Raw genomic sequence first — 22695 nt, 5'->3', positions numbered from 1 at the left:
CCGGCACGCCCCCAGGAGGACGACCGGATGGACGGCATCACCGCGATCGCGCAGCGGGTGGCTGCCATCGAGGCGACCCTCAGCCCCGCCCGCACCGTCGACGTCCGCACCGTCGACACCCGCGCCGCGGACGCCGTCGCGAGCGGCTCCGGCGCGCGCTTCGACGAGCTCCTCAGCACGGTGCTGGCGGGCTCGACCGGCACCGGCAGCACCGCGGTGGCGGGCGCGACCGGTCCCGACCGGACGCGCACGGTCGACGGCGTCCCCGGCGACCTCGCGGCCTACGGCAACGGGAAGATCTCCCGGTCCGCCCTGCAGGAGGTCGGGACGACCGGCCATCGCCTCTGGGCGCCCGCGGGCCAGGCGCTCGAGGGCCTGCTCGCCGAGGCGGCACGCGACGGCGTCCGCATCGGCATCACGGACTCCTACCGGTCCTACGACGCGCAGGTCGACGTCGCCGCGCGCAAGGGCCTGTACTCCCAGGGCGGGCTCGCCGCCGAGCCGGGGACCAGCCCGCACGGCTGGGGCATCGCGGTCGACCTCGACCTGGACGACCGGGCCCAGGCGTGGATGCGCACCAACGGCGGCCGCTTCGGCTTCGTCGAGGACACCCCGCGCGAACCGTGGCACTGGGTGTACCGGTCGTGACCGCGGGGGCGCGGGTTCCTCCCAGAGGAGCACTCTTTTCGAACGTTGCGAAAGCGCGTACGCTGTGTTCGTCCGGAGGCGGAGGTTCACGAGATGGCGACAGCAGGGTTGGCGGAACGCACGTACCTGCCGAGCGAGGCGGAGAAGCTCGCGGACGTGCACAGCTTTCTCGAGGCGCACGAGCGCGCTCAGGGTGCCGCGGTGCCCCCGCGCTACCTCTTGGTCGGAGAAGCAGAAGGCGACCAGGTCGAGCTTCCCGAGTCGATGTACCGACTGCTCGTGCAGGTGGTCGAGGCGCTGAGCTCGGGGAGAGCCGTCACGGTGGCGCCGCACTCGACCACCCTGACCACGCAGCAGGCGGCGGACATCCTCGGCGTCTCGCGGCCGACCGTCGTGCGCCTGATCGACGCCGGTGAGCTCCCGTCGCAGCGCCCGGGGACCCGGCGTCAGGTGCTGTTGCGAGATGTGCTGGAGTACCGCGAGCGTCGTCGCCAGCACCAGTACGACATGCTCGCGGCGACCGCCGTCGACATCGACGACGAGGACGACGTCGCTGCCGTCGCGGCGGAGCTGCGTGAGGTGCGTCGGGCCGTGGCGGCGCGCCGGCGCGGCTGACTGCTCGACCTGGGAGGATCTGCGGCGTGTTCGCCGTCGTGCTCGATACCTGCGTGCTCTGGCCGAGCCTGCAACGTGACTTTCTGCTGAGCCTGGCCGTCGAGGGGCTGTACCGACCTGTGTGGTCGTCCGCCATCCTTGCCGAGCTCGAGGAGCACGAGGCGCGCAAGCTGGTCCGCCGTGGTTCCGGGCAGTCCGATGCGGCGGTGGCCGCGGGACACCTGGTCAGCCAGATGACCAGCGCGTTCGACGATGCCTGCGTCCAAGGATGGGAGCCCTTGGAGGGCACCTACGGCTTGCCCGACCCGGACGACGAGCACGTCGTCGCTGCTGCAGTCGTCGGCGGAGCAGGCGCGATCATCACCGTGAACCTCAAGGACCTGCCGGCGGACAGGATGCCCGCGAGCATCCAGGTCAAGACACCCGCCGAGTTCGCGCTGGAGACGGTAGAGATCAGCCCGGACCGTGCCCTCCGCGCGGTCGAGAAGATCGCCGGCCGTCGCCGCCCGCCGCACGACACCGTCGACGGCTTGATGTCGATCCTGACCGAACGCTATGCGATGCAGGCGGCGGTCGACCTCATGCGGAGCGCGGCTTCCTGAGCCGGTGAGACTGCTGCGCGCGCGGCAGCTGCTCCGCCCCCTCGGCGGGTCTCGAGGGCAGGCCCACGGGCGACCCCAGCCCCGACAGCGCAGCCATGATTCGGCCGCGTTCCTGCCTGAAGTCCGTGCATCGGCGGACTTTCGACTTTTGATTGACACCCGACAGAAGCCTCGTAGGATGACGACCGAGTGGTAGGTGAATTTCACCCGACCGCTACGGCCCGACCGCCTCCGCGCGTGCCCCGGTGCACGTGGTGGCACTCTCCGTCCGCACGACGACGTGCGGGGGGATCGCGCTCGACGACGAGACGAGGAGGACCACCGGGCAGGAGGCGCGCAGCCCTCCCACCAGCACAGACAGACCGAGCCGCCCTGATTCCGTCGTTGGCGCGGCGGGGGCGACCCGGTCCGGATGACCCCTCACAGGCGACTGAACCTCACAGGAGCGGCATCAGATGAAGGATATCGACCGGCGTACGCGCCGGAACCGGCGGGTGACCGCGGCTCTGGCCGCCGGCGCCCTCGCGCTCACGGGCCTGGGCGCGGCGACGGCACCCGCCGTCGCGCACGACGGCGTCGACCACGGCGCGGAACCGGGCGCCGAGGCGGCGCTCGACTGGTCCAACTACGAGCGCGTGCTGCTGACGAAGGACGTGGGCGAGCCCATCGACCTCGCGATCCTCCCGGACTCGCGCGTCCTGCACACGGCCCGCAACGGCGACGTGCGGCTCACCGACCCGGCGACGGGCGTCACGCGCGTGGTCACGACGCTCGACGTCTACGCGAACTCGGAGGACGGCCTCCAGGGCGTCGCGCTCGATCCGGAGTTCGAGGACAACGGGTGGGTCTACCTCGTCTACGCGCCGCGCGACGCGGACGGCGACGGTGTCGCGGACACCCCGACGGGCAACGCGCCCAACTCGCTCCCGGCGGGCGAGGACGAGAACTACTGGGACCGCTGGGTGGGCGTGAACCGCCTCGCGCGGTTCCAGTGGACGGGCGACACGATCGACCTCGCGAGCGAGCAGGTGATCCTCGACGTCGAGGTGCAGCGCGGCCAGTGCTGCCACGTCGGGGCGGACATCGACTTCGACGGCGACGGCAACCTCTACCTCACGACGGGCGACAACACGCCCGCGAGCACCCCGGGCGCGAACGGCTTCGCGCCGAACAACGACGCCCCCGGCATGAACCCCGGCTTCGACTCGCGTCGTGGCGCGGGGAGCACGAACGACCTGCGCGGCAAGATCCTGCGGATCCACGTCGAGGACGACGGCTCGTACTCGATCCCCGAGGGCAACCTGTTCGCGCCCGGCACCGAGGGCACGCGCCCCGAGATCTTCGTCATGGGCGTGCGCAACCCGTTCCGGTTCGAGGTCGACCCGGAGACGAACTCGCTCTCCTGGGGCGACTACGGCCCCGACGCGACGAAGGCGGTCGCGGAGACCGCGGGCCGCGGGCCCATGGGCCTCGTGGAGTGGAACGTCGTCTCGCTCGACGACCCGCACAACGCCGGCTGGCCGTACGTCCAGGGCGACAACTTCGCCTACAACGACTGGGACTTCGCGACGGGCACGCCGGGGGAGTTCTTCGACCCCGAGAACCTCGTCAACGACTCCCGCTGGAACACGGGCCTGCGCGAGCTGCCGCCGGCCCGCGCCGCGACGCTCTGGTACGGCGACAACCCCGGCGACCAGCCGTGGGACGAGCTCGTGAACTTCGGCTCCGGGTCCGGCCAGGCGCCGATGGGCGGCCCCGTCTACCACTACGACGCCGACAACCCGTCGACCACGAAGCTCCCCGCGTACTGGGACCGCAAGGCGTTCTTCGGCGAGTTCTCGCAGGACTACCTCGCCGCGTTCACGGTCGACTGGGAGACGTTCGACGTGACGCACATCGAGGACTTCCTGCCGAACGCCGCGCTCGCCGCGGCGGGCCAGCCGCCGCACGACAACCCGATGGACCTCGAGTTCGGTCCCGACGGCTCGCTCTACGTGCTCGACTACGGCGACGGCTTCTTCCGCGCCAACCCCGACGCGGGCCTGTACCGGATCGACTACGCCGAGGGCAACAAGGCGCCCCAGGCGCGCTTCACCGCGACGCCCACGTCGTCGTCGCAGGCGCCGCTCGAGGTGACGTTCGACGCGTCGACGTCGTCCGACCCCGAGGGCGACGACCTCACCTACGCGTGGGACGTGGACGGCGACGGCACGTTCGACGCCGAGGGCGTCCGGACGACGCACACGTACACGGAGATCGGCGCGTACACCGCGCGCCTGCGCGTCACGGACGCGTCGGGCAAGTTCTCCCTCACGTCGCGCGTCATCTCCGTCGGGAACCAGGCGCCCGAGGTCACGATCGAGTACCCGGCCGACGGCGCGTTCTTCGACTGGGGCCAGGCCGTCCCGTACAAGGTGACCACGACCGACGCCGAGGACGACCTCGGCGGCGGCGAGGCGCCGACGCCGCACCTCACGTCGGGCGACCAGATCGGGGAGTGGCTCGCGGACGCCATCGGGCACGACGTCCTCGTCGAGACGCTCGGGGTCGACGCCGAGACGCTGGGCGAGGCCTCCGGCTTCACCCTCGACGAGCTCGTCGCGATCTCCGGCGGCGCCGTCACCGCGCAGATGGTGGCGGACGTGCTCGAGGCGTACGCCGCCGCGTTCGAGGACCCGCAGGCGGGCTCGGGCACCGTGTGCTCGCGCGTCGCGTGGACGTACGGCCTCGGGCACGACGAGCACGCGCACCCCGAGTCCACGGGCACGGGCTGCACGGGCGCGTGGCGCACCGACCCCAACTCGCCCGAGCACGGCCCGGGCGCGCTCCTGTACGGGGCGGTCGTCGTCACGTACACCGACGCGGGCCACAACGGCCTCCCGCCGGCCACGGGCGAGGCGACGCTGCGCCTCAACCCGAAGGAGCAGCAGGGCGAGCACGCGATCGGCCGCGAGGGCGTCGAGGCGTTCGCCGACGCGACCGCGCGGGGCGGCAACGCCGTCCGCGGGCTCGGCGCGGGCGACTTCCTGCGGTACGACCCGGTGAGCTTCGCCGGGATCGACGGCGCCGTGGTCCGCGCGAGCGGCGGCGGCGAGCTCGAGCTCCGCTGGGGCGCGGCCGACGCCGAGCCGTTCGCGACCGCCGTCGTCCCCGCGGGCGAGGGCTGGCAGGACGTCGAGATCACGTTCGACGCCCCCGAGGGGTCGGGCACGCTGTTCGTGACGTCGTCCGACGAGCTCGCGGTGGACGCGATCACCATGGTGGGCGCGGGCGCGGCGGACGTCACCGCCCCGACCGTCGCGCACACGCTCGCGCCGGAGACGCCCACGGGCGTCGGCGGCGTGTTCAACGAGCCGGTGCGGTTCTCCGTGCAGGCCACCGACGACGGCGCGGTCGCGAGCGTGCAGTACTCGCGCGACGCGGGCGCGACGTGGACGAACCTCGCGGCGAACCAGCAGTACGGCGTGACGTTCTCGCAGGACGGTGCGTACGACCTGCTCTACCGCGCGACCGACACGGGCGGCAACGTCTCCGAGGCCGGCGCGGTGTCGTTCACGATCGACCTCGACGCCCCGGACGAGCCGTCGGTCGCCTCAGCCACGACGGTCTCCGTCGGCGCCGCGCGCGTCTCCTACGGCGCGCCGGGCGAGGCCGTCGTCACGGTCACGGGCGAGGGCGGCACGCCCACGGGCGAGGTCGTGCTCACCACGGGCGAGACCGAGGTCGGGCGCGCGACGCTCGCGGACGGCACGGCGACGATCGCGATCGACCCGTCGCTCGCCGTCGGGACGCACACCCTCACCGCGACGTACGGCGCCGACGGCGTCTACACGGCGTCGGCGGGGACCGTGCGCCTCACGGTGGCCCAGGCCCGGTCGACCACGACGGGCAGCGTGGCGCCCAACCCGGTGAAGCCCGCCGTCGCGGCGAAGGCGACGCTCCACGTGGAGTCGTCGACCGGCGTCGTGCCCACGGGCGACGTGCAGGTGACGGTGCGCAAGAACAACGGCACCGTCGCGTCGCTCACCGGGACGCTCGACGCGGCGGGGGACGTCGTCGTGACGCTCCCGAAGCTCGCGGCGACCGGCACCTACCAGGTGCAGGCCCGCTACCAGGGGTCCGCCGGGGTCGCGCCCAGCACGGTGAACCTCACCCTCACGGTCCGCAGCTGACCGTCCCACCGGTGGCCCGGGCGACCCGCCCGGGCCACCGGCCCCCAGGCGTCCCCGGGTGCGGTCCCGGGGCGGCTCACCTCGAAGGAGAGACATGAGTTCACACCACCACCCGACGGTCTCGGCCAAGCCGATGACCCGTCGCAACCTGCTCAAGGCGCTCGCGGCGTCGTCGGTCGCCGTGGGCGTGGGGGCCGCCCTCGGTCCGTCGGCGGCGAACGCGCTCGGCGGCGCCCTCCCGACGGCGGTCGCGCCGTCCGGCGGGCGCAACCGGCTCGTGCCGGTGAACCGCATCGGCATCCAGCTCTACACCGTGCGGGACAAGGTCAGCTCGCTCGGGTTCCGGGCCGTGTTCGAGGAGCTCGCCGACATCGGCTACTCCGAGATCGAGTTCGCGGGCTACACGCAGGGGAGCGTCGGCGCGATCACCGTGCCGGAGATCCGGCAGCTGCTCGACGACAACGGCCTGCGCGCCGTCGGCGCGCACGTCAACCTCACCCCGGCGAACATCGACGCCGAGATCGAGAAGGCGCTCGCGCTCGGCATGCCGCACCTCGGCCAGGGCGGCCCCATCGCGGGCGGCTACGGCGGCCCCATCCCCAAGGCGCAGTGGCTCCAGGCCTGCGAGACCTGGAACCAGATGGGCGAGAAGGCCCGCGCGGCGGGGCTCAAGCTCTACTCGCACAACCACGCCCAGGAGTGGGCGTTCACCAGCGACGACCCGAACCAGCGCGTCTACGACCTGCTGTGGGACAACCTCGACCCCGAGCTCGTGTTCTTCGAGATGGACGTCTACTGGGCGTACGTGGGCCGCCATTTGTACCCCGGGTTCGAGCCGATCGACTACGTCACGCGCGACCCGCGCCGCTTCCCGATCCTGCACCTCAAGGACGGCAAGACGAACGAGTCCAGCGGCAACGGCTACGACATCATCGAGTTCGGCGCCGGCGACATCCCCTACCAGGCGTTCCTCTCCCAGCTCCGCGACCGAGGGCAGCGGTTCGGGCTGTACGAGCAGGACAACGCGGCGACCGTGGCCGAGCCCGGCAACGCCCTCAACTCCCTGGGCAACGCCCGCCGCAGCTACGGCGAGATCTCCTCGCTCCGCGGCTGACGCGGACCGACCACACCTGACAAGGAGCATCACATGAAGTGGAAGTGGAAGGTCCCGGCCGCCGCGCTGCTCGCGGTGGCCACGGCCACGGCGGTCGCGCCCGCGGCGCAGGCCGCCGACGTCGAGTGCACGACCGACCTCGGCGACCGGACCGTCAGCGGCGACCTCGTCGTCCCCGGGGGCGCGGACTGCGTCCTCGGCGGCGCGACCGTCGAGGGCGACGTCGTGGTCCAGCCGGGCGGCTGGCTCGACGCGACGTCCGTGACCGTGGGGGGCGACGTCGTCGCGACCGACGCGTACGGCGTGCTGCTCGACGGCACGAGCGTCGCCGGGGACGTCAGCGTCTACTCGGCGGGCACCCGGAACGGGTTCCTGTACCTCAACGACCTCACCGTCGGGGGCGACGTCGCGGCCGGGGGTGTGGACGTCGAGATCAGCGACTCGACCGTCTCCGGCGGGCTGCTCACGCAGGAGGCGAGCTACGTCGACCTGCTGCGCACGTCCGTGCGCGGCGACGCGACGCTCGACGGCTCCGCGTTCGGCGTGACGGTCGCGGGCGCCGTGGTCGGCGGCACGCTCACCGTGAGCAACGGTGCGCGCGACCTGCTCGTCGGCGCGACGGCGTCCGGCGAGGCCGACGAGTGGGGCAACGCGGTCGCGGGCGACCTCGTGCTCAGCGGGAACGCCGGCAACCTGCGGGTCGCGGGCACCGCGGTCCAGGGCACGATCCGCGCGACGGGCAACGACCCGGCCGCCGTCTTCGGGCCCGGGAACACCGCGGGCGGCGTCGAGGGCGACCACACCGGCGAGGAGCCGGGGGCCGCGCCCGAGGGCGACCAGGCCGTGGCCGTCACCGTGCCGCAGCAGTCCGGGGGCGAGCTCACGTGGTCGCTCGAGGGCTCGTCGCGCCTCGTCGACCTCGGTGTCGCGACCGAGGAGCTCAGCCACTACCAGGCCCAGGGCCAGCTCGTCCCCGTGCGTGTCCAGGACACGCGCGCGGGCGACCCGGCGTGGTCGGTCACCGGCCAGGTGTCCGACTTCACGGCGGGCGGCCAGACGGTGGACGGCAAGCACCTCGGCTGGACGCCGGGCGTCATCGAGAACGGCGGCGACGCCGTCGCCGGCGCCCCGGTCGCGTCCGGGTTCGACGAGGGCGAGGGCCTCAAGCAGGCACGCACCCTCGCGCGGGCCGACGAGGGTCACGCGCGCGGCGCGTCCGTGGTCGGCGCCGAGCTCGACCTCAAGATGCCGCTCGACACCCCGCGCGGCACCTACACCGCGACGATCACGCTCACCGCACTGGGCTGATCCCGCGGGACACCGCAGCCCGGCCCAGCACGGGCCGGGCGACCGGTCGGCCACCACGCACGCCGTGGTGGCCGGCCGGTCCGGCGGCTCTCGTCCGAGCCGCCCCACCTGCACCGACGAAGGACCGAGCGCATGACCCACCGCCGCACCTCTCCCGCCCCCGCGTCCCGCGCCCTGCGCGCGCTCGCCGGGCCCCTGCTCGCGCTCGCGCTCCTCGGCGCGCCCGCCGCCGTCGCGCTCCCCGGGCAGGCCGCGCCCGCCGCGCGGACGGCCGTCGCGACCGACGACGCGCCCGCGCCCGACCCGGCGCAGACCGTGCAGTGGGGCGTGCGTCCGGGAGACACCGCCCAGGGCGTCGACCGGCCCAACTTCGCGTACTCGCTCGCGCCCGGCGGCTCCCTGCGCGACAGCCTCGTCGTCTCGAACCACGGCGACACCCCGCTCGCGCTCGCCGTCTACGCCGCCGACGGCTTCCTCACCGACGACGGCACGCTCGACCTCCTGCCCGCGGGCGAGGAGTCGACCGCGCTCGGGTCGTGGATCGCCCTCGACCAGGCCGAGGTCGAGATCCCCCCGCAGGAGCGCGTCGAGGTCCCCTTCACCGTCACCGTGCCCGACGACGCGACCCCGGGCGACTACGCCGCCGGAGTCGTGTCGTCCCTCGTCGTGGTCGCCGAGGACGGCGTCACCACCGACCGGCGGCTCGGCTCGCGCGTCCACCTGCGGGTCCAGGGCGAGCTCGCCCCGGCGCTCGCGGTCGACGACGTGCGGCTCGCCTACGACGGCACGCTCAACCCGTTCGCGCCCGGCAGCGCGACCGTCACGTTCACCGTGACGAACGAGGGCAACGCGCGCGTCGCCCCGGCGACCGCCGTCCGCGTCTCCGGGCCGTTCGGGCTCGGCGCGACGTCCGCGACCGACGTCGACGTGCCCGAGCTGCTCCCCGGCTCGTCCGTCGAGCGGACCGTCGAGGTCGACGGCGTCTGGCCGCTCGGTCGCGAGGTCGCGACGCTGACGGTCGGCGGCGAGGTCGTGCCGCTGCCCGGGACGGTGCCCGACCCGGAGGTCGTCGTGCCGGGCGTCGTCGCGACCGCCACCACCTGGGCCGTGCCGTGGGTCGCGCTCGGCCTCCTCGTCCTCGTGGCGCTGCTCGTCGTCTGGCGCGTCCGCGCGCGGCGCCGGGCGCGGACCGCCCAGCAGCGCGCGGTCGACGCCGCCGTCGCCGCCGCGCTCGCCGAGCGTGCGGCGGGCGGGGCGGACGAGCCGACGACCGAGGAGCACCCGAACGAGCCCGTCGGCAGCCCGGCACCGGACCGGGACCCCTGGGCGAGACCTGCGCCGTGAGGTGTCCGGGCCGGAGCGACGGTGGTGGAGAGGGCGTCACCTGGCGCACCTGAGCCGCTGGAGCGGCACCGGACCTGCGGCTGAGCGACCCCGCCACGCGTGACGCGGGCTCAGCCGCCCGGCCGCGTGACGTCGTCGTGCGGGACGAGCACCTGCACCCCCGGCCGGTCGACGACGGTCGTCGTCGCGGCGTCGAGCGCGCGCCAGGTCTCGTCGCTGAACCCGTTGCCGGTCGACCGCACGAGCACGGCGGACGACCCCGACGTCAGGTAGCGCAGCGCCTCCTCCTGCCACGCGAGGTTCCGACGGCGCGGCACCGGCTCGCCGGCGGCGTCCCGCGCGCCGTGGTCGTACGAGTACCCCGACAGGTCCACGGGGAGCTCGCAGCCGCGCTCGAGGTCGCGGCTCAGCACGTCGAGGACGGCGAGGACCCCGGGGGAGTCGGCGCGGACGCATCCGTCGTCGGGGAGCGCCGCCGCCACCTCGGCCGTCGGGAACGGGGCGATGCGCGGTGCGGTCTGCACCGCGGCCATCAGAAGTGCTGCGGCGCCGGCGCTCAGGAGCGCTCCCGCCGCGGCTCGGCCCGGGCGGGGCAGGAGCGAGCACGCGGCGGCCAGGACGAGGACCAGCGCCGGTGCCGAGAACGCCGCGTACTGCGGGTACGCGGACGGCGAGAGCAGCAGGACGCCGACCTGCACCGCGAGCAGCACGACCCACAGCCGCCCGCGCCGCCCGACCCACGCCGCGACCGCGGCGACCGTCGCGAGCCCCAGCACGGTCCACGCCACGGCGAGCTGCTCCTGCTCCGGCACGAGGTCGCGCAGGCCGCCGGTCCCCGTGAGCCACACGAGCCGCTGCTCGAGGTCCGTCGTCGCCGGGGGCCGGGTGAGCTGGTCGAGCACGACCATGCGGACCATGTCCGACCCCGCGGCGAGGAGGAACGGGCCGAGCACCGTCACCAGCGCGACGACGGCGCCCACGGCCGCGCGGGCCGCGGTGCGCCACCCGGCGACGACCAGCAGCCAGAGGAGCACGACGAGCAGCGGCACCACGCCCCAGATCTTGACCGTCGCACCGAGCGCGAGGACGGCCCCGCCCGCCCAGAGCCACGGGCGCTCGCAGCCGGTGCCCTCCTGGCGCCGGTCCAGGCCGCGGAGCAGCAGCACGACCCCTCCGAGCAGGCACAGGGAGCCGAGGGGTTCGAGGAGCGTGAGCCGCTCGGCCCACGCCGCCGCGTACGACAGCGCGTAGAGGACGCCGCCCACGACGGCCGCCGTCGCGCCCCACCGGCGCGCCACGCGCGTCACGAGCACGGCGTTGGCCGCGCCCACGAGCATGATGCCGACGCGCGCGGCGACCAGGGCGTGGTCGTCGCTCGTCCACGTGGTGAGCGCCGCGAAGGGCGTCAGGGCGAGCGTCGAGCCGGGCGGGTGCAGCAGCAGGAAGTCGCGGTAGGGCACGCGGCCGTGCACGAGCGCCACCGCGGCCGAGAAGTACACGCCGTCGTCGTAGCCGCGGTACCCGCCGATCCCGGCCGAGCCACCGACGAGGTGCCACCGCACGAGGAACGCCAGGCCTGCCACGACGGCGGCCACGACCCACCCCCACCGCGCGGCAGCGGGCGCTCGGCGCGGGGCACGGGCTGCCAGGCTCACACCCGCCAGTGTGCGCCGGGGCCGCGGCGGGCGCGCGACGCGTCCTCCTAGCGGGACCCGACCGGGCGCTCCCGGCCGGGCTCCGGCAGGTCGTCGGCCGGGGCGGGCGCCGCCGGGCGCGGCAGCGGCCGGACCTGGCCGGCGACCGCGAGGGACAGCACCGTGGCGGCGCAGATCACGAGGAGCGCGTGGCGGGCCCCGACGCCGTCGACCAGCAGGCCGAGCAGCGGGGGAGCGCTGAGCATCGCGACCGTGGAGAACGACGTCGCGACCGCGACGCGGGGTGCGGCGTGCGCGGGGTCGTCGGACGCCGCGGCGATCGCGACGGGGTTCGCGAGCGCCGCACCGCAGCCCCACAGGACGATGCCGACCCACGCGAGCGGCAGCGTGGGCGCGAGGCCGAACACCAGGAGCCCGACGAGCGCGGAGGCGCCCGACGCCCGGAGCACCGCGACGCGACCGAACCGGTCGATGAGCCCGGTGCCCGCGAACCGGAACACCGTCATCGCGCCGACGAACGTCCCGTACGCCACCGCGCCGAGCGCCTCGCGCACGTCGAACCCGTCGACCACGGCGATCGACAGCCAGTTGCCGGCCGAGCCCTCCGAGAGCGACGACGCGAGCAGCACGAGCCCGATGAGGAGGGTGCGAGGCTCGCGCCACGCGGCGAGCGCCGCGCGGACGCCCGCGCCGCGCCGGGGTGCGGGGGCGCCGTCGGCCGCCGTCGTGCGCGCCGCGGCCCGCTCGGGCGCGATCGCCGTCGCGGGCGCGATGAGGAGCGCGCGGGCGGCCGTGACGACGAGCGTGACGACGACGACCTGCGTGGCGATGCCCACGTGCGCCCACGAGAACGCGGCGGCGACGAGCGCCCCGCACGCCGCCCCGATGGAGAAGGCCGCGTGGAAGTGGGGGAGGATCGCGCGCCCGACGTGCTGCTCCACCGACGCCGCGCAGATGTTGATGGGCACGTTGGTCAGCGCGCCGCACATGCCGTTGAGGAACGCGCCCGCCGCGAACACGCCGACGCTGCCGGTCGCCGTGCCGAGCGCGACGAGGCCGAACCCGACGACGTTCGCGGACGTCGCGACGACGAGCGTCGTGCGGCTGCCGAAGCGCGCGACGACCGCGCCCGTCACGACGACGGCCGTGAGGGTGCCGACCCCGCCCACGACGAGCAGCGCGCCGAGCTGGCCCGAGCTCAGCCCGAGCGCCTCGCGCACCGACGGCAGGCGGCTCATCCACGACGTGCCGATGACGCCGAACAGCGCGAACTGCACCATGAGCGCCCACCGCGCGCGCGAGACCACGGCGCGGTCCGTCAGGGCGCGCGCCGTCCCGGAAACCGGAGGGTTTGTTGACACTTGCCCCAGTCTACGGAGCGGGCAGGCCCCCGGGCCTCCGTTTTCCGCGGCGGCGACCCGTCAGAGGCGGACGGTCCCCGCGACGCACGTGACGCTCGACCCGCCGACCCAGACGGTCCCGGCGTCGTCGCGCTCGACGTGCACGCGCCCCGCCCGGCCGAGCGCGGCGCCCTGGGCGGCGACGTAGCGCCCGGGGAGGCGGCCGTCGCGCGTGAGCCACTGCCCGACGACGGCGTTGAGGCTCCCGGTGACCGGGTCCTCGGGGATGCCCATGGCGAGCGCGAACCCGCGCACCTCGACGGCGGTGCCGTCGGGGCCGCCGTCGTCCCCGTGCAGGCCGGCGACGCCCACCGAGAGGTCGGGGTGCTCCGCGCGCAGCCGGGTCCAGTCGGGGGTCAGGCCCGCGACGCGCGCGGCGGAGTCGAGCAGGACGACGCGCCAGCCCGGACCGTTGTCGAGCACCCGGTGGTCGAGCACGGCCGCGTCGGGGACGCCGAGCGCGGCGACGATCGCGGCGAGGTCGTCGGCCGGGACCGGCTCGTCGGTCAGCAGCGCGGGCGCGGCGAACGCGAGCCGCTCCGTGCCCTCCTCGCGCCGGACCGTCACGAGCCCGACGCCGCACTCCTGCACGACGACGTCCCCCGCGCGCGGTGTGCCGCCCGCCTCGAGCCACGCGTGGCACGACCCGAGCGTCGGGTGACCCGCGAACGGCAGCTCGCCCGCCGGGGTGAAGATCCGCAGGCGGTAGTCGGCACCGCCCGCTGCGCCGTCGGGCGTGGGCGGCAGGAGGAACGTCGTCTCGGAGAGGTTGGTCCAGCGCGCGAAGGCGGCCATCTGCTCGTCCGTGAGGTCGACGGCGTCGAGCACGACCGCGACGGGGTTCCCGAGGGTCGGCGTGCGGGTGAAGACGTCGACCTGGGCGAACGGGCGGGACGCGGTCCGGTCGGCGATGTCGCCGTGGCGTGCGGTCATGCCGTGAGCGTACGTCCCCGCTGGTGGGACGACTTTTGTCGACGGCGAGACGGAAGTTGTAGACACATCGATAGAACGGGGGCTAGCCTGTCCAGCGTTGTCATCGACGGAGCCAGGCAGGGGTTACGCTCCGTGGACTCGTAGTCCGACCGAGTAAGGAGCAACGATGCTCGAACGCACCAGCCTGCCGGTGTCCCGCCGGATCAGGTACCGACGCGGCGCGGCCGCCCTCACCCTCGGCGCCCTGGTCGTCGCGGGCTGGGCCGTCCCCGCCGCGGCAGAGCTCCCCGAGCAGGAGCCCGGCGTCACGCTGCGGACCTTCCAGCTCGCGCAGAACCCCGGCGGGGTCTGCACCCTGAAGTCCGGGCAGACGCCCAACGTCGACAAGCTCATGCCGACCATCGACTGGTCCACGGCCGAGCAGTTCGGCGCCGAGGACAACTTCATCTCGCAGGTGAGCGCGAACCTGCACGTCCCCGCGGACGGCCAGTACCAGTTCCGCGTGACCAACGACGACGGCGCGCTCGTCTACATCGACGGCCAGCTCGTCCTCGAGAACGACGGCCCCAACGACTCGACCTCCGTCGAGGGCAGCGCGACGCTCACCGCGGGCGTGCACGACCTGCGGGTCGACTACTACGAGGGCAGCGACAAGCAGCGCCTCACGCTCGCGTGGAAGACGCCGGGCAGTTCCTCCTTCCAGGTGATCCCGACGTCGGCGCTCAGCACCGAGGCCGGCGTCGTGCGCGTGACCGCGCCCGGCTACAAGTACTGCGAGGGCGCGACCGACACGGCCGGCGACGGCCTGCGGCTCGACTCCGTCAACCCCAACTACGAGCTCGTCGACCTGCGCCCCGCGGGCTTCGAGCCCAAGGTCTCCGGGCTGGCGTTCACGCCGGACGAGCAGCTCGCCGTCGTGACGACGGGCGAGGTCAGCTCCGGCGGCTGGCGCCCCGACCCGGTGTCCGGCGAGGTGTACTTCCTCGACGGCGTCACCACGGCCGACGGCCCCGAGGACGTCACGGCGACGCTCGTCGCGGACGAGCTGCTCAACCCGATGGGCATCGAGGTCGTCGAGGACTCGATCTTCGTCTCGGAGCGGTACCAGCTCACGCAGCTCACCGACCCCGACGGCGACGGCTTCTACGACACCCACACGAAGATCGCGGAGTGGCCCGACGGCGGCAACTTCCACGAGTTCGCGTTCGGCCTGATCCACGACGAGGACTACTTCTACGTCAACCTCTCCGTGGCCATCAACAACGGCGGCGCGACGACGAACCCGCAGCCCGCGGCCAACCGCGGCACGTCGATCAAGATCGACCGCGAGACGGGCGAGGTGAGCTACGTCGCGGGCGGCCTCCGCACGCCGAACGGCATCGGCTTCGGCCCCGAGGGCGAGATCTTCGCGACGGACAACCAGGGCGCCTGGCTGCCGTCGAACAAGCTCATCCACATCCAGCAGGACAAGTTCTACAACCACTACACGAACCCGGCCGGGCCGTTCGACTCGAACCCCGTCGCCCCGCCGGCCGTGTGGCTGCCGCAGAACGAGATCGCCAACTCCCCGGGCAACCCGATCCTCGTCGAGGACGGCGAGTTCGCGGGCCAGATGCTGCTCGGCGACGTCACGTACGGCGGCATCCAGCGCGCGTTCCTCGAGAGGGTCGACGGCGAGTTCCAGGGTGCGGTCTTCCGCCACACCGCGGGCCTCGAGGTCGGCGTGAACCGCGTCATCTACGGCCCCGACGGCGCGCTCTACGCCGGCGGCACCGGTGAGGGCGGCAACTGGGGCGAGTCCGGCAAGCTCCGGTTCGGCCTCCAGAAGCTCGTCCCCGTCAACGAGGACTCCTTCGACATGAAGGAGATGCGCGTGGTCGAGGGCGGCTTCGAGATCGAGTACACCGACCCGGTCTCCGACGAGGTCGTCGAGAACCTCGCCGACGCGTACCAGATCAAGCAGTGGCGCTACGTGCCGACGCAGCAGTACGGCGGCCCGAAGGTCGACGAGCAGCCGCTCTTCGTCACGGACGCCCAGGTGTCCGAGGACCGCACGACCGTCACGCTGAAGATCGACGGTCTCAAGCCCGGCCACGTCGTTTACGTCCGGTCCCCGCGCCCGTTCGCCTCGGCCGACGGCGCGGAGCTCCTCAGCACCGAGGCCTGGTACACGCTCAACTCGCTGCCCGGCTACGTCGCCCCGGCCGACCGCGGCTGGTACGAGGCGGAGCTGGCCCAGCCCCTCGGCGGCTCGAGCATCGGCTCGGACCACAGCAACTACTCCGGCTCCGGCTTCGCCGCGGGCATGACGAGCGTCGGCTCCGGCCGCACGTTCTCCGTGACCGTCCCCGAGGCGGGCACCTACCCGGTGAACGTGCGCTACGCCAACGGCATCCACCCGTACACCGAGCTGCGGTCCAAGAACGTCTCGCTCCACGTGAACGGCCAGGACCTCGGCCAGTGGAACTTCCCGACCACGGGGAGCTGGAAGGACTGGGGCGTGCAGACGCGCGACCTCGAGCTCCAGGCCGGCACGAACACCATCACGCTCGCGTACGAGACGGGCGACCAGGGCAACATCAACATCGACGTGCTCTCGATCGGCGAGAACCCGGACATCTGCACCCCGGGCGAGGTCGAGGACGGCTACACCGCCCTCTTCGACGGCACCCTCGCGAGCCTCCAGGAGGGCTGGCGCATGGCCGGTCCGGGTGGCTTCGGCCGCCAGGAGGACTGCTCGATCCAGGGCGCGGGCGGCATGGGCCTGCTCTGGTACAACCAGGAGCTCGGTGACAGCTACAGCCTGAAGCTCGACTGGAAGCTCCTCAAGGACGACAACGGCGGCGTGTTCGTCGGGTTCCCGAACCCGGGCGACGACCCGTGGGTGGCCGTCAACAAGGGCTACGAGATCCAGATCGACGCGACCGACGCCGCCGACCGCACCACGGGTGCCATCTACACGTTCCAGGGTGCCGACGCCGCGGCCGTCGAGGCCTCGCTCAAGCCGGTCGGCCAGTGGAACGCGTACGACATCCGCGTCGAGGGCGACCGCATCCGGGTCTACCTCAACGACGTGCTGGTCAACGACTTCACGAGCAGCGACCCGGCCCGCCTGGTCAACAGCTTCGTGGGGATCCAGAACCACGGCAACGGCGAGATGGTCAACTACCGGAACATCCGGTTCAAGGAGCTGACCGACGAGCCCGTCGAGGAGCTCGCGATCTCGACGACGGTCCAGACCCGCTGCCTCGCGGGCAAGGTCTACGTCGCGGTCCGTGCCACGAACGACGACACGGTGCCGGCGGACGTCACGCTCACGACGCCGTTCGGGACGAAGACGGTGACCGGCGTCCAGCCGGGTGCCTCCGCGTACCAGTCGTTCGCGACGCGTGCCACGTCGGTCGAGGCCGGCGCCGCGCAGGTCTCCGCGACCGGTGACGGCCGGACGTTCGGGGCGGACGCCGCCTACGAGGCCGTCAGCTGCGGCTGAGCCGATGACCCGGGGCGGGCGGCGTGAGCCGTCCGCCCCGGGTCGCACCGGGCGGGGGCGGCGGCACGAGCCGCCCCCGCCCGACCCGTCTCGTCCGGCGCCCGGCAGGGCGTCCCCGCAGGGCGGAGCGCGGTCCGACGGCGCTCCCACCCTCGCGTAGGGTGCTCACGTCCGCGCGCCGCCGCACGGACGCACCGCACGAACGTCGTGGGCGAGCCGGCCGAGGCCGACCCCACGACTCCCCGACGAGTTCCCGACGAGGGGAGCACCCATGACGCTCGGACGCCTCCTGCACCGGACCGGACGGTTCGCCGCCCGCCGCCGGGGCGTGGTCCTCGTCGTCTGGGCCGTCCTCCTCGTCGCGGGCGCCGTGCTCGGCGGGGCGGTCTTCGACAAGACCTCCGACGTCGACCCCGCCCCGCCGGGCAGCGCGTCCGCCCTCGCGGCGGAACGCCTCGAGGAGCTCGCCCCCGAGGGCGAGACCGTCGTCGCGGTGCTGTCCGGCCGCGACCACTTCTCCGCCGACCTCATCGCCCAGGCGAGCGAGGTCATGCACGGCATCCGCGCGATGCCCGGCGTCGTCGAGCTCTCCGACGCCTACACGGGCGGTGGGCTCATCGCCGACGACGCGCAGGGCTCGCTCGTCGTCGTCGAGCTCGACCCCGCGCTGTCCGACGACGAGGCGCTCGCCCTCGCGCACCGCGTCGCCGACGCGCTGCACAGCGTCGACACCCCCGAGGTGCTCGTGGGCGGCGCGCTGCTCGCGGAGGAGGCGTTCGTCGAGCAGGCGATCACCGACGCCGCGGTGGGCGAGGGGATCGCGATCGCGGTGCTCCTCGTCGTGCTCGTCGTCGTCCTCGGCGGCCTGCGGGCCGGCCTGGTCCCGCTGCTCTCCGCGCTCGCCGCGATCGCGGTCGCGCTGCTCGTGCTCAGCGGGCTGCTCGGCGTCGTGCCCGTCAACGAGTTCGCGGTGAACGTCGTGACCCTGCTCGGTCTCGGCCTGACTGTCGACTACTCGCTGCTCGTGCTCGCGCGCTTCCGCGAGGAGCGCGCCGCGTCCCCGGGCCTCCCGCTCGACGAGCTCGTCGGACGCACGCTCGCGACCGCCGGCCGCGCCGTGCTCGCCTCCGGCCTCGCCGTCGCGATCTCGCTCGCCGGGCTCCTCCTGCTCGGCGACTCCCTGCTCTCCGGCATGGCGGTGGGCGGCGCGATCGTGGTGCTCGTCGCGACCGCCGCCGGGCTCACGCTCGTCCCCGCGCTCGTCGCCACGTGGCACCGCGCGATCCCCGCGCCGGGCGCCCGCACCTGGTCCCACCCGTGGACGGGCCGCGGCGGCGCCGGCACGCTGGGCCGGCTCGCGCGCACCGCGCAGCGCCACGCCGTGCTCGTCACGCTCGGCGCGACGGCGCTCCTGCTCGCGCTCGCCGTGCCCCTCGGCTCGCTCACGCTCGGCAGCTCGGAGGTCCGCTCGCTGCCCGCCGACGCCGAGGCGCGCCTCGCCGCCGACGCCACCACCTCCCGCTTCGCCGACCTCGGCGTCGCGCCCGTCACCGTGCTCGTGGAGGGCCCGGTCGACGACCCGGCGGTGCCCGACCTCCTCGACCGGGCCGCCGCCCTGCCCGGTGTCGAGGACGCCGTGCAGGACACCGGCTACCCGCCCGAGGTCACCGTCGTCGACCTCACGCCCGACGTCGGCCCGGGCGGTGACGCGACGGCCCAGGAGGCGCAGGACCTCGTGCACGCCGTGCGCGCCCTCGACACCGACCTCGAGGTGCTGGTCGCCGGACCGGCCGCCGAGGTCGTCGACACCCAGGAGCACCTCGTGCAGCGGCTCCCGCTCGCCGCCGGGGTCGTGGTGCTCGCGACCTTCGTGCTGCTCTTCCTGCTCACCGGCTCGCTCGTCGTGCCGCTCAAGGCCCTCGTGCTCAACCTCCTCACGCTCGCGGCGACGCTCGGCGTCCTCGTCTCCGTGTTCCAGCACGGCGTCGGCGCCTCGCTCCTCGGGTTCGAGCCGTGGGGCGCGCTCGACGTCACGACGCCCCTGCTCGTCGGCATGCTCGTGTTCGGCCTCTCGACCGACTACGAGGTCTTCCTGCTGTCCCGCACCGCGGAGGAGTGGCGCGCCCGCCCGCCCGGCGAGGACCCGCGCGTCGCGAACGACCGGGCCGTGCTCCGCGGCATCACCGCGTCCGGCCCGGTCGTCACGACGGCGGCCGTCGCCATCGGCATCGTGTTCCTCGGCTTCGCGGCGGGCGAGCTCGTCGCGATGAAGGAGGTCGGCGTCGGCATGGCCGTCGCCGTGCTCCTCGACGTCACCGTCGTGCGCGGGCTGCTGCTGCCCGCGACGATGACGCTCCTGGGCCGGTGGAACTGGTGGCCCTCCTGGCGCGGGGGAGAGCCCGGGTCCGCCGAGGTAGAGCCTGGGTCCGCCGAGGGAGAGCCGCGGTCGGTCACACGTCGCGCATGACCTCGGTGACGAAGCGCGCGGAGCGCTCGCGGAGGCCGTCGACGCGGAGCTCGACGAACAGCTCGCGCATCGACGCGTCGTCGCCCATCTCGGTGCGGGTCGGGGCCCGGCGGACGTTCTGCGAGCAGAGGAACTGCGTGCAGATGAGGGTGCCGACGGTGTTGCCGCGGCGCCCGGCGGCCCCGGCGCGGCGCGCCACGTAGAGGCTGACGTCGTCCGTCACGACGACGTCCTCGCACCACGCGCACACCGCGCGCTTGCGCCGTCCGCCCGTCTTGGCGTCGGTCGAGCGCAGCAGGACGCCGCGCGGCTCGCCGTCGACCTCCACGACGGCGTACGCGAGGAGCGGGGCCTTGCGGTCGCGCCACCCGAGGTAGTCGAGGCGGTCCCAGTCGAGCGTGTCGAGGTCGGGGAGGGTCGCCTGCGCGGCCTCGCGCTTGGACGCGTTGACGAACGACGCGCGGATCTGCTTCTCGGTCAGGGGGTTCATGGGTTCGCTGCTTCCGTGTCAGGACGGTCCGCAGCCCGGCGAGCGTGCACGACGACGCGTGCTCGCCCGGGCGCACGACGGCGCCGCCGGGGGCGGGGAGGACGGCGTGCCCGCAGCCGTCGCGTCGTGACCGGCGCGGCCGGGCGACGACGGGGTCGTCGGACGGCGGTGCGCCCCGGAGCGCGGCGGGCGTCGGGGACGACGGCCTGCGGCCCGGTGGTCTCAGCGGGTGACGGTGCGGGGGGAGAGGGCGCCCGAGCAGGCCGCCATGGCCACCTCGCAGCCTGCGGTGCCGTGCATCCGCGTCTCCTCGTCCCGTGCGGCGCGCCGTCGGCGCGATCCTGAACCGTGGTCGTGCCCGTCCGGCACGACGGACGGCTGCCCACGGCAACCGTCACCCTCGATGGTGCGCCTCGGCACCCGCCGTCGTCAACGTGATTGTCGCCCGGGTCGCCGCGCACCCCCGGCGCGACGGCCGACGCCGTCCCTCAGGACGTCGCCCAGACGCCCAGCTCGTTGCCGCTCGGGTCGAGGAAGTGGAACCGACGGCCGCCGGGGAACTCGTACGGGCCCTCGACCACCTCACCGCCCGCGTCCCGCACGGCGGCGAGCGTCGCGTCGAGGTCCTCGGAGAACAGCAGGACGAACGGACCGCCGCGGGTCACGTCGCCCGACTCGGCCAGACGCAGACCGCCGGCCTCGTCCGCGCCGGACTCTGCCGCCGTGCGGATCCCGGCGTACCCGGGGCCGTAGGGGACGAACTCCCAGCCCAAGGCCGCGCCGTAGAACGCCTGCGCGGCGGCGAGGTCGGTCACGGGGAGCTCGACGTAGTCGATCGAGTGGTGGATGCCGTGCGCGTGGGTGCTCATGCACCCATCGTGACGCGGGCCACCCACGGTCGGCGCGCGGGCCGCTCGCCGGCACCACCGCGGCGGGTGGTTCCCCGGTGACCTTCGGCCCCACCCGGGTGACGAAGTGCTGGACCCGGCGAGCGGATCGCCCGGCCAGACTCGGAGGTTCCGCCGTCCACCGTCCGGGAGGAACTCCGTGCCCGTCGCCCTGCCGTCCCCGTCCGAGACCGCCGCACCCGCCGGGGAGCGGCTGGTGTCCGTGGAGGTGGTGGTGCCGTCCGGGGTGTTCTGGGCGGGGGAGGCGCGGAGCGTGACGGTCCCCGCGGCGTCGGGCACGCTGGGCATCCTGCCGCGGCACCAGCCGGTCGCGGCGTCGCTCACGGCGGGCCGGGTGCGTCTGCGCACCCCGGACCGTCCGACGGCCGAGCTGCGGATCGGGGGCGGGTTCGTCGTCGTCGACCAGGACGAGGTGACGATCCTCGCCGACGACGCGACGTGGGTGCCGGCCCGCTAGCCCGCTACGCGGGGTCGGTCGTCGTCCCGAGCTGCACGACGACGACCCGGTGCCCGTCGGGGTCGTGGACGTGCGCGAACCGGTCGCCGGTCTCGGCGTCGGCGTCGGGCCCGACGAACGGCTCGACCCCGGCCGCGGCGAGGCGTGCGAGGGTCGCGTCGAGGTCGTCGACGTAGAGCACGAGGTTGGGCAGGCCGTGCCGGACGAGCGGCGCGCCGCCCTCGGGGAGCGGCACGAGCCACAGGCCGGGCTCGTCGACGCGTCCGGGGCCGACGTGGAGCAGCGGGAACCCTTCCGTCTCCCCCTGGAACAACGTGCGGAAGCCGAACCCGTCGGCCCAGAACGCGGCGCTCGCGTCGAGGTCGCGGCAGAGCAGGACCGTGCGCCCGATCGTCGTCGTCATGCGACGAGCCTAGGGCGCACCGCCGACGCCGCGCCCGCGTGGGGCCCGGCCTCCCGGGGCGCGCCTGCGCCGTCGGGCATACCGTGGACGGCATGACGACCGACGGCGGCATCCGCAGCACGATCAGCGAGCTCGTGGCGCAGGAGCACCGGCTCCGGGAGCAGCTCGCCCGGGGCGAGATCTCGGGCCCGCAGGAGCAGGAGCGGCTCCGCGCGATCGAGGTCGAGCTCGACCAGTGCTGGGACCTGCTGCGCCAGCGCGGCGCCGCGCGCGAGTTCGGTGGCGACCCCGATGCGGCGACGGTGCGAGACCCCGGTACGGTGGAGAACTACCTGGACTGATCGCCGACGGCGACGTCCGGCTCCCGTTCCGACCTCAGAAGGAGAACCCCATGACCACGTCCAGCGAGCAGGCGGCGCACAGCCCCCTCCCCACCGGGACCGAAGGGCGCGACATCCCCGGTCACGCGGGCGCGGTCGCACGGTTCGTCGTGGCGTTCGCGCTGTTCGTCGGCGGGCTCGTGCTCATGGGGTCGGGCATGTCCGGCGTCGACGGCGGTGTGTGGCTCTTCGTGGGCGGCCTCGCGGCGGCGACGCTCGCCTTCGCCCTCCCGATGGCGGGCACGGGCACGACCGAGCGCTGACACCCTCGACACGGAGGCCGGGTCCTGACGGGACCCGGCCTCCGGC

Annotated in this window: 18 protein-coding genes; 12 read left to right on the top strand and 6 right to left on the bottom strand. The window is 74.2% G+C overall.

Annotation, left to right across the window (positions count from 1 at the left end; all coding sequences use genetic code 11):
* Positions 1-27 precede the first annotated feature (27 nt).
* The 7 genes from B9L22_RS08835 (at position 28) to B9L22_RS08805 (ending at position 9803) form a co-directional block, all read left to right on the top strand.
* Positions 28-648, top strand: a complete 621-nt coding sequence (locus B9L22_RS08835) for a D-alanyl-D-alanine carboxypeptidase family protein (protein WP_086150047.1) — start codon at positions 28-30, stop codon at positions 646-648.
* 93 nt (positions 649-741) lie between these two features.
* Positions 742-1263 carry a helix-turn-helix domain-containing protein gene (locus B9L22_RS08830; protein ID WP_086150046.1) on the top strand — a complete coding sequence of 174 codons (522 nt, stop codon included), beginning with the start codon at positions 742-744 and terminating at the stop codon, positions 1261-1263.
* Between the two features lie 26 nt (positions 1264-1289).
* Positions 1290-1865: a PIN domain-containing protein gene (locus B9L22_RS08825; RefSeq protein WP_086150045.1), complete on the top strand. Its 576-nt coding sequence runs from the start codon at positions 1290-1292 to the stop codon at positions 1863-1865.
* A gap of 494 nt (positions 1866-2359) precedes the next feature.
* Positions 2360-6037, top strand: coding sequence for a PQQ-dependent sugar dehydrogenase (locus B9L22_RS19990; RefSeq protein WP_233139900.1), 3678 nt, complete (start codon positions 2360-2362; stop codon positions 6035-6037).
* Positions 6038-6131: 94 nt separating this feature from the next.
* Entirely contained in the window at positions 6132-7151 is a 1020-nt protein-coding gene (locus B9L22_RS08815) for a sugar phosphate isomerase/epimerase (RefSeq protein ID WP_034651214.1), read from the top strand.
* 33 nt (positions 7152-7184) lie between these two features.
* Complete coding sequence (locus B9L22_RS19985; RefSeq protein WP_086150043.1) at positions 7185-8459, top strand: hypothetical protein; 1275 nt, start codon at positions 7185-7187, stop codon at positions 8457-8459.
* Between the two features lie 132 nt (positions 8460-8591).
* The gene (locus tag B9L22_RS08805) at positions 8592-9803 is read left to right on the top strand and encodes a WxL protein peptidoglycan domain-containing protein (protein ID WP_086150042.1); all 1212 of its coding nucleotides are present in this window, start codon (positions 8592-8594) and stop codon (positions 9801-9803) included.
* 110 nt (positions 9804-9913) lie between these two features.
* Here the strand turns inward: B9L22_RS08805 and B9L22_RS08800 are convergent, their stop codons facing one another.
* Genes B9L22_RS08800 through B9L22_RS08790 form a run of 3 tightly spaced genes read right to left on the bottom strand, consistent with a single transcriptional unit; the run spans position 9914 to position 13791 of the window.
* Positions 9914-11458, bottom strand: a complete 1545-nt coding sequence (locus tag B9L22_RS08800) for a glycosyltransferase 87 family protein (protein WP_158097179.1) — start codon at positions 11456-11458, stop codon at positions 9914-9916.
* Positions 11459-11505: 47 nt separating this feature from the next.
* Positions 11506-12819 (bottom strand): sugar MFS transporter, encoded by a 1314-nt coding sequence (locus B9L22_RS08795; protein ID WP_143317195.1) that lies wholly within the window; start codon positions 12817-12819, stop codon positions 11506-11508.
* 60 nt (positions 12820-12879) lie between these two features.
* Positions 12880-13791: a PhzF family phenazine biosynthesis protein gene (locus B9L22_RS08790; RefSeq protein ID WP_086150039.1), complete on the bottom strand. Its 912-nt coding sequence runs from the start codon at positions 13789-13791 to the stop codon at positions 12880-12882.
* Between the two features lie 166 nt (positions 13792-13957).
* Between B9L22_RS08790 and B9L22_RS08785 the strand changes: the two genes are divergently transcribed.
* Both B9L22_RS08785 and B9L22_RS08780 read left to right on the top strand, forming a co-directional pair.
* Positions 13958-17281: a family 16 glycoside hydrolase gene (locus B9L22_RS08785; protein WP_086150038.1), complete on the top strand. Its 3324-nt coding sequence runs from the start codon at positions 13958-13960 to the stop codon at positions 17279-17281.
* A 271-nt stretch (positions 17282-17552) separates the two neighbouring features.
* Positions 17553-19748 carry an efflux RND transporter permease subunit gene (locus B9L22_RS08780; RefSeq protein ID WP_086150037.1) on the top strand — a complete coding sequence of 732 codons (2196 nt, stop codon included), beginning with the start codon at positions 17553-17555 and terminating at the stop codon, positions 19746-19748.
* On the opposite strand, the gene B9L22_RS08775 is transcribed toward B9L22_RS08780, so the two are convergent.
* Both B9L22_RS08775 and B9L22_RS08765 read right to left on the bottom strand, forming a co-directional pair.
* A complete protein-coding gene (locus B9L22_RS08775; RefSeq protein ID WP_086150036.1) occupies positions 19732-20238 on the bottom strand; it encodes an FBP domain-containing protein in 507 nt (168 codons plus the stop codon). The genes B9L22_RS08780 and B9L22_RS08775 overlap by 17 nt on opposite strands.
* A gap of 488 nt (positions 20239-20726) precedes the next feature.
* Positions 20727-21107, bottom strand: a complete 381-nt coding sequence (locus B9L22_RS08765; protein ID WP_086150034.1) for a VOC family protein — start codon at positions 21105-21107, stop codon at positions 20727-20729.
* 178 nt (positions 21108-21285) lie between these two features.
* Here B9L22_RS08765 and atpC point away from each other — a divergent pair, with 178 nt between their 5' ends.
* Entirely contained in the window at positions 21286-21603 is a 318-nt protein-coding gene (gene atpC, locus B9L22_RS08760; protein WP_233139898.1) for an ATP synthase F1 subunit epsilon, read from the top strand.
* Positions 21604-21607: 4 nt separating this feature from the next.
* Here the strand turns inward: atpC and B9L22_RS08755 are convergent, their stop codons facing one another.
* Positions 21608-22006, bottom strand: coding sequence for a VOC family protein (locus B9L22_RS08755; RefSeq protein ID WP_051028203.1), 399 nt, complete (start codon positions 22004-22006; stop codon positions 21608-21610).
* 92 nt (positions 22007-22098) lie between these two features.
* Between B9L22_RS08755 and B9L22_RS08750 the strand changes: the two genes are divergently transcribed.
* On the top strand, positions 22099-22347 hold the full coding sequence (locus B9L22_RS08750) for a DUF2630 family protein (RefSeq protein ID WP_031316756.1): 249 nt from the start codon (positions 22099-22101) through the stop codon (positions 22345-22347).
* Positions 22348-22397: 50 nt separating this feature from the next.
* A complete protein-coding gene (locus B9L22_RS08745) occupies positions 22398-22649 on the top strand; it encodes a hypothetical protein (RefSeq protein ID WP_021483231.1) in 252 nt (83 codons plus the stop codon).
* The last annotated feature ends 46 nt before the right edge of the window (positions 22650-22695 follow it).

Source organism: Cellulosimicrobium sp. KWT-B, from assembly GCF_002127155.1.
In the GTDB taxonomy this organism is placed as follows: Bacteria; Actinomycetota; Actinomycetes; order Actinomycetales; family Cellulomonadaceae; genus Cellulosimicrobium; species Cellulosimicrobium funkei.
The sequence above is the reverse complement of the archived record's forward strand: the minus strand, read 5'-3'. Positions and strand labels throughout refer to the sequence as shown.